Annotated in this window: 14 protein-coding genes and 2 pseudogenes; 13 read left to right on the top strand and 3 right to left on the bottom strand. The window is 58.4% G+C overall.

The window, feature by feature from the left end; all coding sequences use genetic code 11:
* Window positions 1-9: 9 nt before the first annotated feature.
* Window positions 10-879 (bottom strand): hypothetical protein, encoded by an 870-nt coding sequence (locus tag E2481_RS16235; protein WP_136718218.1) that lies wholly within the window; start codon window positions 877-879, stop codon window positions 10-12.
* A 165-nt stretch (window positions 880-1,044) separates the two neighbouring features.
* On the opposite strand from E2481_RS16235, the gene E2481_RS16230 reads away from it, so the two are divergent.
* The 12 genes and pseudogenes from E2481_RS16230 (at window position 1,045) to E2481_RS16180 (ending at window position 11,208) form a co-directional block, all read left to right on the top strand.
* A complete protein-coding gene (locus E2481_RS16230) occupies window positions 1,045-2,433 on the top strand; it encodes a hypothetical protein (protein WP_136718217.1) in 1,389 nt (462 codons plus the stop codon).
* Complete coding sequence (locus E2481_RS16225; protein ID WP_136718216.1) at window positions 2,430-3,848, top strand: argonaute/piwi family protein; 1,419 nt, start codon at window positions 2,430-2,432, stop codon at window positions 3,846-3,848. Before E2481_RS16230 ends, E2481_RS16225 begins: the two co-directional genes overlap by 4 nt.
* 117 nt (window positions 3,849-3,965) lie before the next feature.
* A complete protein-coding gene (locus E2481_RS16220; protein ID WP_136718215.1) occupies window positions 3,966-4,892 on the top strand; it encodes a transcription initiation factor IIB in 927 nt (308 codons plus the stop codon).
* 94 nt (window positions 4,893-4,986) lie between these two features.
* Entirely contained in the window at window positions 4,987-5,868 is an 882-nt protein-coding gene (locus tag E2481_RS16215) for a biosurfactant protein 1 (RefSeq protein ID WP_136718214.1), read from the top strand.
* Window positions 5,869-6,006: 138 nt separating this feature from the next.
* On the top strand, window positions 6,007-6,195 hold the full coding sequence (locus E2481_RS16210) for a hypothetical protein (protein WP_049908471.1): 189 nt from the start codon (window positions 6,007-6,009) through the stop codon (window positions 6,193-6,195).
* A gap of 91 nt (window positions 6,196-6,286) precedes the next feature.
* The gene (locus E2481_RS16205; RefSeq protein ID WP_136718213.1) at window positions 6,287-6,667 is read left to right on the top strand and encodes a hypothetical protein; all 381 of its coding nucleotides are present in this window, start codon (window positions 6,287-6,289) and stop codon (window positions 6,665-6,667) included.
* Between the two features lie 342 nt (window positions 6,668-7,009).
* Window positions 7,010-9,016 (top strand): hypothetical protein, encoded by a 2,007-nt coding sequence (locus E2481_RS16200; protein WP_136718212.1) that lies wholly within the window; start codon window positions 7,010-7,012, stop codon window positions 9,014-9,016.
* A 135-nt stretch (window positions 9,017-9,151) separates the two neighbouring features.
* Window positions 9,152-9,283, top strand: a pseudogene (locus E2481_RS18770) (DUF6735 family protein); the annotation flags it as partial.
* A 74-nt stretch (window positions 9,284-9,357) separates the two neighbouring features.
* Complete coding sequence (locus tag E2481_RS16195; RefSeq protein ID WP_136718211.1) at window positions 9,358-9,774, top strand: hypothetical protein; 417 nt, start codon at window positions 9,358-9,360, stop codon at window positions 9,772-9,774.
* Between the two features lie 104 nt (window positions 9,775-9,878).
* Entirely contained in the window at window positions 9,879-10,370 is a 492-nt protein-coding gene (locus tag E2481_RS16190; protein WP_136718210.1) for a hypothetical protein, read from the top strand.
* 3 nt (window positions 10,371-10,373) lie between these two features.
* A complete protein-coding gene (locus tag E2481_RS16185; protein WP_136718209.1) occupies window positions 10,374-10,739 on the top strand; it encodes a DUF7568 family protein in 366 nt (121 codons plus the stop codon).
* A gap of 73 nt (window positions 10,740-10,812) precedes the next feature.
* On the top strand, window positions 10,813-11,208 hold the full coding sequence (locus E2481_RS16180; RefSeq protein ID WP_136718208.1) for a DUF7567 family protein: 396 nt from the start codon (window positions 10,813-10,815) through the stop codon (window positions 11,206-11,208).
* Between the two features lie 147 nt (window positions 11,209-11,355).
* Here the strand turns inward: E2481_RS16180 and E2481_RS16175 are convergent, their stop codons facing one another.
* A complete protein-coding gene (locus E2481_RS16175; RefSeq protein ID WP_136718207.1) occupies window positions 11,356-13,458 on the bottom strand; it encodes a hypothetical protein in 2,103 nt (700 codons plus the stop codon).
* Between the two features lie 186 nt (window positions 13,459-13,644).
* Here E2481_RS16175 and E2481_RS16170 point away from each other — a divergent pair, with 186 nt between their 5' ends.
* Window positions 13,645-14,217: a hypothetical protein gene (locus E2481_RS16170; protein ID WP_136718206.1), complete on the top strand. Its 573-nt coding sequence runs from the start codon at window positions 13,645-13,647 to the stop codon at window positions 14,215-14,217.
* Between the two features lie 13 nt (window positions 14,218-14,230).
* Here E2481_RS16170 and E2481_RS16165 read toward each other — a convergent pair.
* Window positions 14,231-14,608: pseudogene (locus E2481_RS16165) on the bottom strand (restriction endonuclease); the annotation flags it as partial.
* Window positions 14,609-14,736: the final 128 nt, after the last annotated feature.

The following is a 14,736-nucleotide window of genomic DNA, read 5'->3' as shown; positions in this document are numbered from 1 at the left end:
GGGGGTTGGTTAGGGGGCGGGTGAGAGACCGAGGAGGGCGATTGCAACCCCGTCAGCGGCTTCGGACACTACTTGGTTCTCTTCCAAGTCTGTGTGTAGCCGGGAGCGTTCTCGCTCTATCAGTTCGAGTTCCTTCCGGATATCCTCTTGTCGGCCTTCGAGGTCCTCCGTGTCTAGTTCCTCGGCGATCTCTTCGGGGGTCAACCCGGTGTTTTCGCGTTGGGCGAGGTCGATGCAGAAGATGGTCCAGAACAATTCAGAGACCTTCAGGGCCTTCTGCGGCCGGTACTCTTCGGCATCAAGTTCAGCACTTACAACCGAGTACCAGAGATCCAAGTCCTGCTCCAGCCACGGGTAGTCGTCGACTGGGAAGGTATCGATGATATCGAAGACCGTGTTGATGACTGCTTCCCTGCTGGAGTCTACTTCGGGGTAATCTGGTTTGTCGTCGATAGCGTCACTGAGCTGTTTGTCGAGTCGTCGGTAGTGGCGTTGAACATCGTAAGGCGCGTCCTCGTACATGTCATCGGTCAGCCCCTCCGTATTTTGTTCGTACAGACGGTTGAGTGCTCGAGAGAGTGCGAGTCGAGCCTTTGTCTCTTCCTCCCTGGGGAGGCTGAGCTGAGAAGCTGAAAGGCTACAACGGACTTCTCGGCTATCGTCACTCCAGTCTACCGTGACTGGGGATCCACCGGTCTTCGCCATGGTTCCGAACTTGTACCAGAAGTGCTGGATATCCGTGTCCAATCCGACGTCGTTGAGTTCCTTGTCTGCGAAGTAGAGTAGTTTATAGAAGGTTTTGGGGCGTAACGGGTTCGAGTAGAATCTCTCGTCCAAGAGAAGGGCCGTTACCTCACCTACGCTCAGTGTAGAGGTCATGCTTATTCGAGGCTAACAGCACCACCTCTAATTACTGTATTGAAAACAGTGAATCTGAATCAGGAACTCCCAAAACCGTGGCCAGGCATCCAATTCTCGGCCTGAATCCGGACCGTTCACTGCGACGAAATGATTTAGGTACTCCATTGTGAGGTTCGGCATAACGTGGCCCTCACCAACCTCCTAGGCGAACGCGAGGCCCTCGCTAAAAACTCGGAGATCTACGGTGACAAGGTCCAGGAGTACATGGAGGCGATGGGATACTACATCACGGAAACATCGCCCACCCATGGCGGGCTTGTCGACCAGAAATACGAACTCCCAGAGATCAGGGGTGACCGAGAGGTCTGGGTCGAGCTCAAGTGGACAGACCAGCGCCGTCACGGGAAGAAATTCCTCGAGGAGATGGGGAAGTACTTCCTCCACTACATGGACCGGTCTCCTGAGAAACGGTTCGACGTGGCCATCTTCGGGCGGAACCTCGAGAACTTCAAAGAGTGGCAGAAGATTTTCGACGTCACCAAGCAGACCGACGAGGCAATCCAGGAGTTCTACGACCGGGTCTGCGAGAACGACAAACTCTCGGACGAGCATCGACAGAAGATTAAGAGCTATTCGATGGACGATTTCGAGGAGTTCCTGAGTGACACCCACGTCTACCAGGCCGACTACGACTCGCTCTTGATGAAGATCGAGGAGTTCGAGAAAGACGACCGGTTCAAACCCGACTTCTTCCAGCGTGAAGCCGAACCCATCACCGACAGGTCAGAGCTGACCACCAACCTCGTCGAGATAACAGAGTACCCTGAAACTCTGTACATCGGAGACCAGGTGGAGGGCGCGACACAAGAGGTTGCATTCAAGCTACGCCCATTCACGGTACCGACGTGGTTCAAGTCGAACAAGGTGTATAGCCTGTTACCGCCGGAGGAAATGCCGAGAGCGGTCAAACAGTTCATTGACCCGGACACGGTCGAGGAGACCGGGTTCCGGTCGTGGGTAGAAGCCGACCAAGGGAACGCCGATATTGGGAAACGGCTGATTCGGGCCGTTGTCCTCTCCAAGGGTGAAGACCGTGGCTGCATCGCGATAAACTACCGTAACGACTACCACCTGTACTTCCCACACGAAGACCCCGAAGCGGAGGTCCGGAAAGAAGAGGGGCGACAGGTCACAAAACACTACGATGAGGCCGAATCACCCTTCTTCCGCCACCACTCACTCCGTATCGGCATCCTCGAATACTCGGGACAGTACTTCCTCACCCTGAAACCAGCTATCCTGTTCACCACCAACGGGAAAGAAAACCGGATCACCGGGGAACAAGCCAAACCGTTACACGACAGGTTCAGCCCCAGCCGACACGGGAACAACCGGAAAACACGGAGTCGGATCAACCACTGGTGGAAAATCCTGGACTACGGCAACCCCAAACAGGACGATCTGGACATCGGGACAGAACCCGTGATGCTCGAAGTCAACAAAAGGCCGCCCAAAGACACCGACGAACGGGACGGCACCATGCAGAACAAGTGGTTAGGAGATTTCCAATGAACGAGTTCACCGCCGAAGTCCTCGACGAACCCGGCTTGATGTTCGCTGACGGCGAGGACTCCATCGACCCCCGAGTCGGATTGATGAAATACGGACCAAGAACTCCATCCGGCAAATCCGAACACCAGGTAATCAACGTCGGATACATCGGGTCTGGCCGGTCTCTCGGCGGCCTCGAAAAACTGTTCAAGGACATGGAGCTGGCGATCACCGCCGACGAGGACAAGTCGAAGCGGTGGAAACCACCGTTCCCCGGCCTCGGCGAACGGTCGCCGCTGAACTTCACGTTCAACACGCAGAAGCGGTGGCGGCAGACGATTACTCGAGGCGAGATCCGGGACCTGAAACAAATCCGCAGCCGGAAAGACCGGTTGGAAGAAGCGGTCGAGATCATCAAGATCAACCTTGAAGTCCTGTACGCCAAGGAAACGCCGCCTGACGTCGTGTTCATCGCGATTCCAGAAGCGATGTGGGACGCATGCACTCCATCCCACCAGGACCATGCCCGGATGCAGTCAGAGACCAGCGACTTCCACAACCGGATCAAGCTGCTAGGGATGGAAGTCGGGTTGCCGACGCAGCTGATGCAGCCGAAGACCCTCCGCGGTGAGGGCGTCCAGGACAAGTCCGAGATCGCATGGAACATCGCGGTTGAAACACTGTACAAGGCGCAACGCGGCCATCCCTGGAAACTAACCGATCTGGAGGACGGAACGTGCTTCGCCGGGATATCCTTCTACAAAGAGCGAGGCGGAGACCAATCCCGGACACGGACAGCTATGGCCCAAGTCTTCCTGGAGACAGGGGAGAACTTCATCCTTCGAGGCGACCCCGTCGAAGGAGAGAAGCACGGCCCAGGGAACAACCACCTCGCAGAAGACGACGCCAAGCAACTGGTAAAGAAGATTCTCAGGCACTACCGTAGCCACAAAAAGACTGAGCCGCGACGACTGGTGCTTCACAAGCGGTCGGAGTTCTGGGAAGAGGAGCGAGAGGGCTTCATCAAAGGTGCCGGGAACATCGAGTTGATGGACTTCGTCACGGTCCGAGAGCGGCACCCAGTCCGGGCCTTGAGTTCCGGGATTTATCCGGCGCTTCGAGGCACGATGGTCTCCGCACCGAACAATGAGGAGCACTACCTGTACACGAAGGGGTACATCCCGGCTTTGTCGACGTATCCGGCCTCGAACATCCCGGAGCCGATCGTGGTCAAGCCGGATCCAGAGGTCAGTGACTCATCGCCACAGAAGCTGTGCCGAGAAATGCTGGCGTTCACGAAACTGGACTGGAACACTTCGGATTTCTGCACGAAGCTTCCGGTTACAATCGGAATCTCAGATGCCGTTGGGAACATTCTGGCTGAAGCTGAAGCTCAAAACACCAGTCTGGACATCCATTACTACCATTATATGTAGAACATCAGCTGGATTGTGTTCTAGTTGACTGGAGTACCGATACCATCCGTTTCTATCGGCCCCTCAATGGGCGAGGGGCTCGCTGTACTGGCGGGTTCCCTGAACACGGTGAGAACGATGGCAACCAGAGACATCTACGAGAGCGGATTCGACGAAGACGTCCGAACGGAATCCAGTGCGAACCAGTGTCCCGAGTGCGACGGCCGGGTCACCACGAACGCGGTCGAAACGGTCTGCGAGGACTGTGGCCTGGTCATCAACGAACAGCGTATCGATCACGGGCCGGAGTGGCGGGCGTACGACGACGAGGAGTGCGAACGAACGGGCGCTCCACTCACTGCGGCCCGCCACGATCGCGGCCTGTCGACGGAGATCGGTCGCGGTACCGACGCGAAGGGGAACGAACTCTCGGGGCAGAAGCGACGGCGACTCGCGCGGATGCGCCGTGAGCAGACCCGTGGGCGCTGGCGGTCGAAGGCGGAACGGAATCTCGCACACGGGCTGGGCGAGGTGCGCCGGTTGGCGAGTGCCCTCGAGGTCTCCGATTCGGTCCGCGACCAAGCGTGTCAACTCTTCCGGAGCGCCCAGAACGAGGATCTGCTTCGTGGCAGGTCCATCGAGGCCATCGCCGCGGCCAGCGTCTACGGGGCCTGTCGGTGTAACGGTCTTTCGCGGTTGGTGGACGACGTCAGCGAGATGGCCCGCGTGGCGGAGTCACGAGTCACGAACGCGTACAAAACGCTGAACGAAGAGCTGGGCCTCCCCGCTGAGCCCGTCTCCCCCAGCATGTTCGTGCCGCGCCTCGCCTCGGACCTCGAGTGTCCGGACGAAATCCGACAGCGGGCCCGAGCCCTCGCGGAACAGGCCGAGGAGCGCGGCGTCACGACGGGCGTCCATCCGGCCGGGTTCGCCGCGGCCTGCCTCTACAAGGCCGGTCGCGAAGAGGGCCGATGGTTGACGCAATCCGAGGCCGCGGACGTAGCGAACGCCTCGAAGGCGACTGTTCGGGCACACCAGGATACGTTGGAGGAACGGGTCGCCTGAGGCAGTCCACTGTCTCTCCGTCTGTACTGCACATCGGTCTATCCACGCTACGATTTAAACACGAAGACGAGCCATGTTCTCTGTAGACTGCCCTATGAACGGTCGTTACTCCGACTTTGAGGAACTGCGGCCGACCGGCGAGGCGTCCCACATTCCGGATACGAGGCTGGACGACGGCTGTGAGGGTGCCCCCCGGCGGCAACGCGTCGCGACGAGCGCTGGTGGCTACCCTGATGCGCCGACGGCCGCCGATGGCGAGTGCCGGTCCTGTGGGGCCTCAGTCCCAGACGGCCAGACGAAATGCCGGTTCTGTCTCAGCAACCATCTCGAGAGTGACGCCACTAGCACGAACGAGGCAGCGTCGACGACGTGCCTCGGCATCGTCCACCTGGTCGTCGAGTCGACCACGTTCTACGGCGCCGTCGCGAAGGGCGGCGCCGCGGCGAACCTCCTCTCCGCCAACGAGGCGGAGCCGGCCGTCGACGACTACACGCTCATCTACGACCTCGACGAGGCGCCGGCGCGCCAGCTGGCCGAGCAATGGCCCTCACTCCCCGACGCGGTACAGGTGTCGTCAGAGGAGGGAGAGCGGCTTCTCAGTGTCGCCCGTGACCGGGCTGGGTGGCACGGGCAGAGAGCGTCGGAGCGGCAGGGGCAGGCCCCGACGCGGCTCTACGACCAGCGTGGGGACGGCATCCGCGACGCGTCGCGTCTCGACGCGGTCCTCGACGACGCCGACGACGCGGTGTGGCTGGTTCCAGCGATGGCGGTGACCGAATCCAGAGGCGAGGCTGCGGCTGATCGCCAGGTGTCGTCGGTACCGACGACTCAGGAACTCGACTGTCAAACCTGTGGACGGGCGACCGACCATCGGTTCAAGACCCACGAGTCGGTCCCGGATGAGGCGTGGACGGGGCAACCGATCTGGGAGTGCCGGGTGTGTGGATCGGCTCGCTACGGACCCAGTCTCGAGTAGCGCCAGTGCTGGGCGTCGATTAACCAACACCCTGCGAGTAGCGTCGAGGTTCGTTGGTTAAGGCAGCGAGCTCCTGCAAGCCCGACGCCAGTCTCGATGGGGTGTCTTTCCGCGCCGGCGAGTGGTGAGGCGCTTCCGATGGAGCAAGAGTTCAAACAGGGCTACCGGATGCATCGTATACTCAGCAATCTCAATCGACTGGACGTCGACCGATTGGACGACGCGGATCGAGAGCGAGTCGAGACCGCGAGAGACCTCCTAGAAGAGGTGAGCCTTCTCACGCGGCCGGGCGACGGAGCCGGGGCGGACGCCCACGCAGATTCCTAACTGGAGTCCCCGGCCACGACCAGGGAGGCAACTCTCGCGTCGGTTTATCGCCCCCGAGAGGGGTGCGGGGGCGACCCCGTGAAGTCCAGACATGGCGACACTGCAAGCTGCGACTACGTCGACTGGCGCGATCGTATCGGATCCGCAGGCAGTCCGCGAGCTCTGTGAGAGCTACTGCTTCGGGACGCTCGACTGGGAGGTGACCGAAGACGGAGAGCTCACCATCTGGGGGTACGACGACTTCGAGGTGTACGAGGCGCGGGAGAACGGCCTGCCGGACTACGAGGGCGGGATCGTGACCCACGAATTCCTGCGAGAACTCGCCGACCACCTCGAAGCTGACGAGGAACTCGATATCCAGACGGCGGGGTTCACCAAGTGCCGCTTCCCAGTCCTGGCCAAGCGGTACGTCGTTCGCGACGGCGAAGTCCTCCACGCGGACCTCAGTTCCCCCGACCCGATCGACGAGTAGCGTTGTAGGTACTTCTCCGCTGTAGTGTGACAGCTGAATCAGTAGCTGATTGAGGAGATGTTTGGTTCATTCGGTTGTGATCCTCGAAGAACCAGACGCTACGATTACGGCTAACGACCTCAAATCACTTGCTCTTGACCGGCTCGCCGAGATTCCCATGGAGGACACTTCAACGGCGCCCCTCTTGAGGACCGGTTCGGCACGCGAACTGCTGGATTCAGGCCCATGAACCCGTCGTACAGGATGCTTCTTCCATACATGCCCAGGACACTACAGCCATATCTAACAATTAGTAGACTACTCCACAGTTCGACTTAAATACGCAGCTGCGTACTTACGGGCATGGCTGAATTCGGCGAGGAACTACTCCGCCAGCGGGTATGGGACTGGCTCGAGCGGGACAAGGGGATGACGGTTGATGCGGAGGTGGAGCTCGGGACCGGACGGATCGACCTCGTCGCGGAAACGGATAACGGGGAGCTGTGGGGTATCGAAGTCAAGACGGGCGCTTATCGGACCGAACAGCTCCACCGATACGTTGAGAGTGGGAAACTCGATCGGCTCTTCATCGCCTCGGCCGCCGAACTCGATACGACTGATACGACATCATTCGACGTCAACGAACTGAGTCAAGTTCGAAAACGGATGGCAGGGGCGATCAACGCTGGACACTACACCGAAGAAGAGGCCCGCTCAGCGATCGAACAAGCACTCCCCGATGAGATACTGAACCAGAAAATCGGGAGCCAAACCGTCTTGGACTATGTGACGCTATTTCTCTCCAGCAAAGGCCCCATCCCATTGGATGAGGCGGTACAGCGTATCTCTCGAGCGGTCTCGTTCCCGGAGGTCGGTGTGATTCATGTGCCGGACGTCGAACCATATGACCTTCTAGGGGCTATGGACGCCCCCACGCCGGAGATTACCCACGACGGGGCGCCTCTCGAGAGTGCTGGTGGGGTGACGTTCGCCCGTCGCGAAGAGCCTTGGATTCAACACTCCATCTGGCAGTCGCTGGGCGGTATCCCGGAGGGACATATCCCGAACACACTCAGCTCGGATCAACCGTACCGGCCAATCGATCTGATCGCCTTCGAAGGAAGTAGGAACCCAACCGACGCACTCGAACACCCCGAGGAGAACAAGATCATTGGCGTCGAGGCCAAAGGCGAAGGCTCGTTCTCGCCAACGTCTGTTCACGAGCAGCTGACCCAATTCTTGCAGACGGAGACGGTCTCACAGCTCTACCTTGCCGTTCCTGCGAGCCTCGAAGAGCGGGCGACGGAGTTAGTTGAGGGCAATTCCGACCTCGCGGATGTCGGGATCATACTCGTCACTGAGGACGGCCACAGCGAGATTTGCAGAACACCAACCGACCGTGTCCCCGCGTATGACGGATACATGGAGACACACCAACAACGGAAAACTGGCTATGGTGATCGGTTTCCGTCTGAGATCGGGGAGGTTGTCTCTCCATATATCACGGAGGAAGAAGCAGACCGGCTCAAGTACTCCGACCCGATCGCCTACGCCCAAGATGTCTTGACTGAGAACCCCTGGCAGGTACCCGACACGCTTGACGCACAAGCGGAGACCCGCGAGCCACTCTCGGAACTCACCGAAGAGGTGGAGAAGTCCGGCAGTCGCATCTATGTGCTGGAGGGCTCGGTCGCAAGCCAGCACGAGATGGAAACGGGCTACGTGGAATTACTGGTCGACTACTACCGAGAGACGGATACTCTCTTGTTCAACTTCGGACGGAATTACGGTGGGTACATCTGGTTTACGGGGGAGGAGATCGACAACTTGCTGGCTAATCTCACCGCCATACAGGACCTGGAGTCGGTGATGGTCCCCGGCAAGGGGTTCGTAAAAACGAGCTTGTACGATGACTACACCCGTATCGAGATAAGCCTCAGAGGCCCGGACCCGGATATCGAATGGATAGACAACAACGTACTCCCGGAGACTGACGTTGCGGCCGAGTCCGTTGCGGACCTTGACTTCCCGACGAGTGCGAAACCTCGCCCGTCGTACGCTACACACCACGAAAAGCGACTTTCCTTAGAAATCGTTTCTAACGGCACCGACCTGGAGGGTGTCAGTCCGGACGCCCAGATCGGGTCGTTCCGCCTCGGAAGCGAGACGGAGGGCGCCGATGTGGCGTTTACCTATGCCCAATGGTGTAATCTGATCGCCTCGATTCACGTCCTTCGGGAGCGTGGTGGCAAGACCCGAGAACTCCCGGGCAAAGAGACCAACTCCTGGACTCAGTCCCGAATCGCCCCATCAGGCCAACTGGTCGAGGACACAGACGATATCGATTATCGAAACGACGTCTTCCGGTAACACGTACTATCGTTTCTCGAGGCCACTTTTCGTGAATCCATCACTATCATACCGCTTGATGTTGGTGGTGTCTCCGCCCGTTCACACGTTATGGCCAATAGCCTCGGGGTAGATTCCGTCGACGGCTACCTCGCCGGCGAGGTTCGACCGTCGACGGCGAGACAGTACCTGAAACGGAAGCTGGCCGAGCGAGTCGGAGACCGACAGGAACTGCTCATTCCGACCGGAGAGTCACCCTTCGAGAAGGCGAGCCTGAACCACTCCTAGGTCGATCTGCTTCGTGGCAACTGCTGTTTTTCAGGGGTCGGAATGGGTGAGCCCCGCCGTAGGCTCGTGATTCGATGACCTCAGAGGACGACCCGTTTCACGACTGCGAGTTGGACCCCGAAGCGATCCTCGGAACACACACCTTCGAAGACGTCCTATTCACCGACGAGACAGAAACTCCGGTGAACGTGCTCACCGGCGAGACACCGGCACATTCGCAAGCAACCGTCGAGGAAGCGAAGGAGTTCGCTGCGAGTATCGACACGGACACACCCCAGATCGCGCTCCCCGCATCCGTCGAGTCGCAGGTCGAAACACAGAGCAAGCCCTACACGGCGGCCGCATTCTTCCACTTCAAGGCGACAGGCTCGCTCGAACGCCACCGTGCTTACCACGCCGCCTACGAGTCGGACGCGTTCGCGGTCGACTTCGAGGCCGACTACGAATCGGGCGACCTGACCATCACTGTCGAACGAGCGGACGAATCCTAAGAATCCGCCGTCACGAGGAGAGTTTTTCGAGCGCCGGCGATGGGTGCCGGCGCAGCTGGAGCGAGCAACGATTCCCGGTGCGTCGGCGTTTCGAGGTGTTCGAGATGCATATGGTGATTTACGCACTGGTAGAGGCATCGACGCACGACGACGCGCTGGCCACCGGAAAGACGGTGTTCGACCGCCTAGTCGGCGCGGACCCACACGCCGGCGCCGTCTTCGATTACTACGTCTGTTTCGACGAGGAGGACACGTCCGTTGCGGGGAAGGCGCGATGGGGAGAGCTGCCGACTGCAGCCCCCGTCGACTCTGATGACGGCGAAGACCTGCTCGAGCGTGGCTGGGAAGCGACGATGGAGGAATTCGAGCGTAATCTCGACCGGGTGAAAGAGGCCATCGACGAACTCTCCGACGAGGAGATCATGCGCGACGAGGACCTCGCCCGGCACGCCTTCCACAAGGTCGGTGCGTACGACGGCCCGACGATCTTCCTGTACACCGAACACGGAACCGGCATTCGCCACCGTGGACAACTGGATCGACTCCTCGAGGAGAGTGAAGAGCTCTGGATCGTACCCGCTGACGTCCACTTCTGAATAATGCCTCCCATCACCAATTGGCGACGCGAGAGCCGCTCGCCGACACTCGCGTATCGGAACACCGAGACCGGTGCGCGAGCCGTCCTGCATCGAGCCCCGGACTCCTACCGGTACAAATGGCGCGGAGTGATTCTCGTCGACGGCTACCCCGTGTGGTCGCGAGGATACGAGACGAAGAATGCGACGTCGTTCCGTGACGAGCCCCGGGAGCGGCCCGCACCGGACCTCAACTGCCCGGAGTGTCCGAACGACGACGTTCGCGTCGGCGAGAAGGTAGCAGACGGGGCGAAAGTCCAGCGGTGGTACGAATGCCCCGACTGTGGATACGAAGCCCCCTCACGCATCGTCTACGGCGCCGAACGGTGAGTGGGTGAGCGCTGGGCGCTGTTTTTTCGCCGGGCACGAGGTGGTGGCCCGGGACGACCGGGTTAGTCAACCAATGACCCTCGAAGTACTTGACCGACACAGTGAGGCACTGTTCGAGTTCCTCTGGTGCCCCGTCTGCGGGCAGGAGGTCTTCACTCACATCCCCTTCGAGGGGGTGTTCTGCAAGAACTGCAACACCCAGGTCGAACTCCAGGAATCCCGAGAGTCACGGGGCTACGAGAAAGCCGTGCTCGCCTGCTTCGATTCTACCACGACCTGGAACCTACACGTCGACGAGAAACTGCGCCGCGACCTGCCTGATGGGTCGGCCCGCGTGAAGATCCTCGGCGCACCGGGCGCCTACAAGGTCGACTGGTGGAGTCCAGAGCCGGGTGAGGACTGGGAACCTGTGGAGCGTGGCGAGTTCGACGACGTCGAGGAACCATCAGAGGTGTCGCATCTCGCATAGTGACCTTGACGAAATCGGCAGTAGGTAATGATTCTCAGCAATCTTGCTGAATAGAGGGCAGGAACTTAGTAACCCCAATTTAGCCAACAAACCAAGGCCTGGTAACTTGAATGGGCACTTTCAAGCCCGATATGAGGCGGGATCTCCTCAGCTACCCTCAGTAAGCGAACGCTCAAGCTTCTGACAAATTTCGAAATTACTCTCTCCGTCTTCATGTTCCGGATTCGGGACAACACCAAGATCCAGAGCAGGCATAACTCCATCTTCTTCTTCAACGAGGTCTGTCTCGTACCAGATGACCCCATTGAGATGCTTATCTAACAGATAATAGTCGCCTTCGAGACGTTCATCTGTGTTTCTAACGTAGTCCTCGCCAACGGTCTCTCCCGTCTCCTCGTCATAATAGATTCTCACCTGCATCGAGCCGAGGAGCGCTGCCACAACTTGCTCACGATCAATCTCGGACCGGTCGATATCGAGAGCGATGAAACACGGATTCTCGGCCATTTCCCGTGTCCCGAGGAATTTACTCTTGAACTTACCCAGGATTTTGCTCTCGGCGTTATTCGGAATGAACCTACCCCGGTTCGACAAGGCTAGGGGGGTCCATGCTTCAGGCCGGTAAATATCGATGAAGATGTCGTCGACCACCAAGTCGACGTTTCCCTTCGGCTCATCCGTCTGCCAATCATGTAACGGGACCTCCGGCTCGAACGCCACATTTTGGTTGTCCAAGTGGAGATAGAACATAATTTCGGAGAGAAAATCGTAGAAACCGGTGCTGGCTAGCAGATCGTCACGCTTGTCCTGGGGTATCCGGTCCCAGTTGTTCTCAAGGAAATCAAGTTCCTTCCTTTCGTCCCGGAGTAGATACAGGAAGGGATGTGGCCTGCCCGTTTCTATCCTGGTTCCCACGAGATCATAAAAGTGGCCTGACAGCGACTCATATTCATCGAGCGTTTCCAAGAGTTCATCGTCAAAATCCCGGATGGTGTGCAATTCGATGAGGAACTCCCGAAGCGTCCCAAGAGCTCTTTCCTCATCGTATACGTCCGGATCATCCAGATTTAGTCGGTCACGGTCGAGCGCGTGTACGAATTGTTCGCTAGAAAAATGTTCAACCAAGAACTCGTAAATGTCCTCGACGGTGGAAAGATGCGTGTCCTCGTGCTCAAATAATTCACCGAGCGCCTTTCGTAGCAGTTCGAGGTAGAACACTGATTTCTCTTCGTCATATTCTTCGAGGATGAGCTGTACGAGTTCGGCCGGTCTGGATCTGCCTGCATGAATAAACGAAAACTGTCCTTTGAGCGGGTGTTCGTAGTCGTCGAGCCGACTGAAGAGTTCTGGGAGATACTCGGGGTTTTCCCGGGAGACATCCTCCGCCAACCGATTTGAAGTCAGTGCATCTCGGTTGTCGAGCCAAATAGTGAACTCTGCCAAGGTTTCGGTTTCATTGGCGAAGTTGGATTGAAGGAACTGGTTTGCGTGCGCTAAGTCTACGTCTTGGCCGTTTTCAATTCCGTGTTTGAGAATCTGGATGTACTCCTCAAGATGTTCATTCTCGATTTTGCTCGCAAAGCGTCGGCTGATCTGGGGAATCGTTTCTGGGTTACGCTCCGCAATGTCCACCGTCATATCCCAAAGTTGGTTGTTTTCCTCGAAGAGGACGACATTTGCCCTGATCAATTCCTGTAACGTCGCGGATTCCGAATCTAATGCCAATCCACGAAATACTGAAATATACTCCTCAGGTAGTTCCTGCTCCTGATACTGCTCAAGTGTTGCTTGGAGTCCAGCCCGCACCTTTGTACCTTCGTCCGCATGGAGGAGATCGAGCGTGATTTCGCGCATTTGATCCTCTGGTAATTGAGCCAGTACTACTCCGGCCATCCACGTTAACCACTCATCGTCCGTTTCAATGAGGTGCTCGTAGATGTCCCACATCAAGTCTTCATGCCCTTCCACTCGGCTTCTGAATGCGTCGTAGAATTCTCGCCAAGCAAGGTCTCCATCGATATGAGGTGCTAGTCGTTGGAAATCGTCAACGAGTCTCGGTGGGTTCTCGAGATTATCTAGGGAGAGTTCTATTACTAGCCAACGGTAATGGAAGGGTTGTTCGTCGAAGATCCAGTGGAACAGTTTGTCTTTCTGGCTTCTAGTTAGCTCTTGGCGATTGGCTTCCCACCACTCCCGTTGCTCTTCGTGTTCGAGTTCTAGATCGCGGAGTTCCCCGAAGTCGATGCACATCCTATACTATTCTGCTTGTGGAACTGGATTATAAATGGACGCTCGAACGTTCGGACTATAGAGCTACTCGTTGTAGAACCTAATCTCCTCAGTCAATTTACAAACTTTCGGCCACTCACCATGAGTCTGTAGGGTTTGTTTCTGCGCCGGCGATGGGTGCCGGCGCACACGCGTCGGCGGTGATCGATGTCCACACGAAGTCAACTCCGATTCATCCAACGGAGCGAGCCCGCAGACGAACAGTCCGAAACCGACCGCATCGCACAGATCTACCGTCACTCGGATGGCTATCCCGACGGCGTCCTCCGTGACCTTGTCCAGCTGAAGGAGCTGCTCGACGAGACACGAACAGAGCGCGGGCCTGCGTACGCCGCTGCCCAGTTCCTCTTCCTCGACACGCTCTCGACGATGACCCTCTACGTGGACGAAGGGCGTGATCGGAGCATCCACGCTGACCACCCCTCGGATCTCCTCGAGCCGGACAATATGGAGCACCTCGACCAGCCGATGTTCCTACTCGGACACGGCGTCGAGAACCCAGCCGACGGCATTCACGGCGACGAGGAGTATCTCTACGTCGTCGAGCTCCCGAACCGGAACCCGTTCGAGGAGCCGTCCGAGTGGACCGTCAAGGTGAGTGGTCACTCCGCCTTCCCGCGCTGGGATGGTCCGACCGAGGAAGCCTTCGAGCGGGCCAGCTGGCAGTTCCACGGCCCGCTTGAGCACGCGCTCGAAGAGCTGGTCGCTGAGCCGGCGTGAACGCTTAGCCCGCTCAGATGATGCCGCCGATGACGAGTAGTCCGACGACGACCAGCAGCGTCGCGACAACGCTTCCCCCGGCCAGCCACTTGTTCTCCATCGCCTTCTTGTGAAGCGGCATCGCGGCGTACTCCTCGCGGAACGCTTCGAGATTCTCCTCGTCGTAGAAGTACTTCGTCTTCAGCGCGAACCGTTCCGTCACCGCACAGCCCGTACAGACCGGCTCGCCTTCCAGCCGCTCCGTTTTGATGTGGCTGGAGCAGGCGATTGCCCCGCAGTTCGGACAGAACGTGTACGTCTCGTCGCCGCCGCTCGTGTCACAGTGGACGCATTGATGGATGCCGTCCTCGGCGGTCACTCTCGACGGGCCTGCCGCGTAGTACTCGTAGGGGCATTCGTCTTTAGCTAAGACTCACACCTCGGTTGCGTAGCGGTAGCGAGCGTCTCTTGTAAGATCGGTCGTTGCTGGTGGATCTTCTGTGCATCTTCGATCAACCGCTCCAACAGCGGCGGTGGCGA

This window comes from Halorientalis salina, assembly GCF_005049285.1.
GTDB classification, from domain to species: Archaea; Halobacteriota; Halobacteria; order Halobacteriales; family Haloarculaceae; genus Halorientalis; species Halorientalis salina.
The sequence above is the reverse complement of the archived record's forward strand: the minus strand, read 5'-3'. Positions and strand labels throughout refer to the sequence as shown.

Bases quoted from the DNA above. Each gene is read 5' to 3' on its own strand.
- E2481_RS16200 (WP_136718212.1), top strand. From the start codon at position 7,010: ATGGCTGAATTCGGCGAGGAACTACTCCGCCAGCGGGTATGGGACTGG.
- E2481_RS16180 (WP_136718208.1), top strand. From the start codon at position 10,813: ATGACCCTCGAAGTACTTGACCGACACAGTGAGGCACTGTTCGAGTTC.
- E2481_RS16220 (WP_136718215.1), top strand. From the start codon at position 3,966: ATGGCAACCAGAGACATCTACGAGAGCGGATTCGACGAAGACGTCCGA.
- E2481_RS16175 (WP_136718207.1), bottom strand. From the start codon at position 13,458: ATGTGCATCGACTTCGGGGAACTCCGCGATCTAGAACTCGAACACGAA.
- E2481_RS16195 (WP_136718211.1), top strand. From the start codon at position 9,358: ATGACCTCAGAGGACGACCCGTTTCACGACTGCGAGTTGGACCCCGAA.
- E2481_RS16210 (WP_049908471.1), top strand. From the start codon at position 6,007: ATGGAGCAAGAGTTCAAACAGGGCTACCGGATGCATCGTATACTCAGC.
- E2481_RS16205 (WP_136718213.1), top strand. From the start codon at position 6,287: ATGGCGACACTGCAAGCTGCGACTACGTCGACTGGCGCGATCGTATCG.
- E2481_RS16215 (WP_136718214.1), top strand. From the start codon at position 4,987: ATGAACGGTCGTTACTCCGACTTTGAGGAACTGCGGCCGACCGGCGAG.
- E2481_RS16235 (WP_136718218.1), bottom strand. From the start codon at position 879: ATGACCTCTACACTGAGCGTAGGTGAGGTAACGGCCCTTCTCTTGGAC.
- E2481_RS16225 (WP_136718216.1), top strand. From the start codon at position 2,430: ATGAACGAGTTCACCGCCGAAGTCCTCGACGAACCCGGCTTGATGTTC.
- E2481_RS16170 (WP_136718206.1), top strand. From the start codon at position 13,645: ATGTCCACACGAAGTCAACTCCGATTCATCCAACGGAGCGAGCCCGCA.
- E2481_RS16190 (WP_136718210.1), top strand. From the start codon at position 9,879: ATGCATATGGTGATTTACGCACTGGTAGAGGCATCGACGCACGACGAC.
- E2481_RS16185 (WP_136718209.1), top strand. From the start codon at position 10,374: ATGCCTCCCATCACCAATTGGCGACGCGAGAGCCGCTCGCCGACACTC.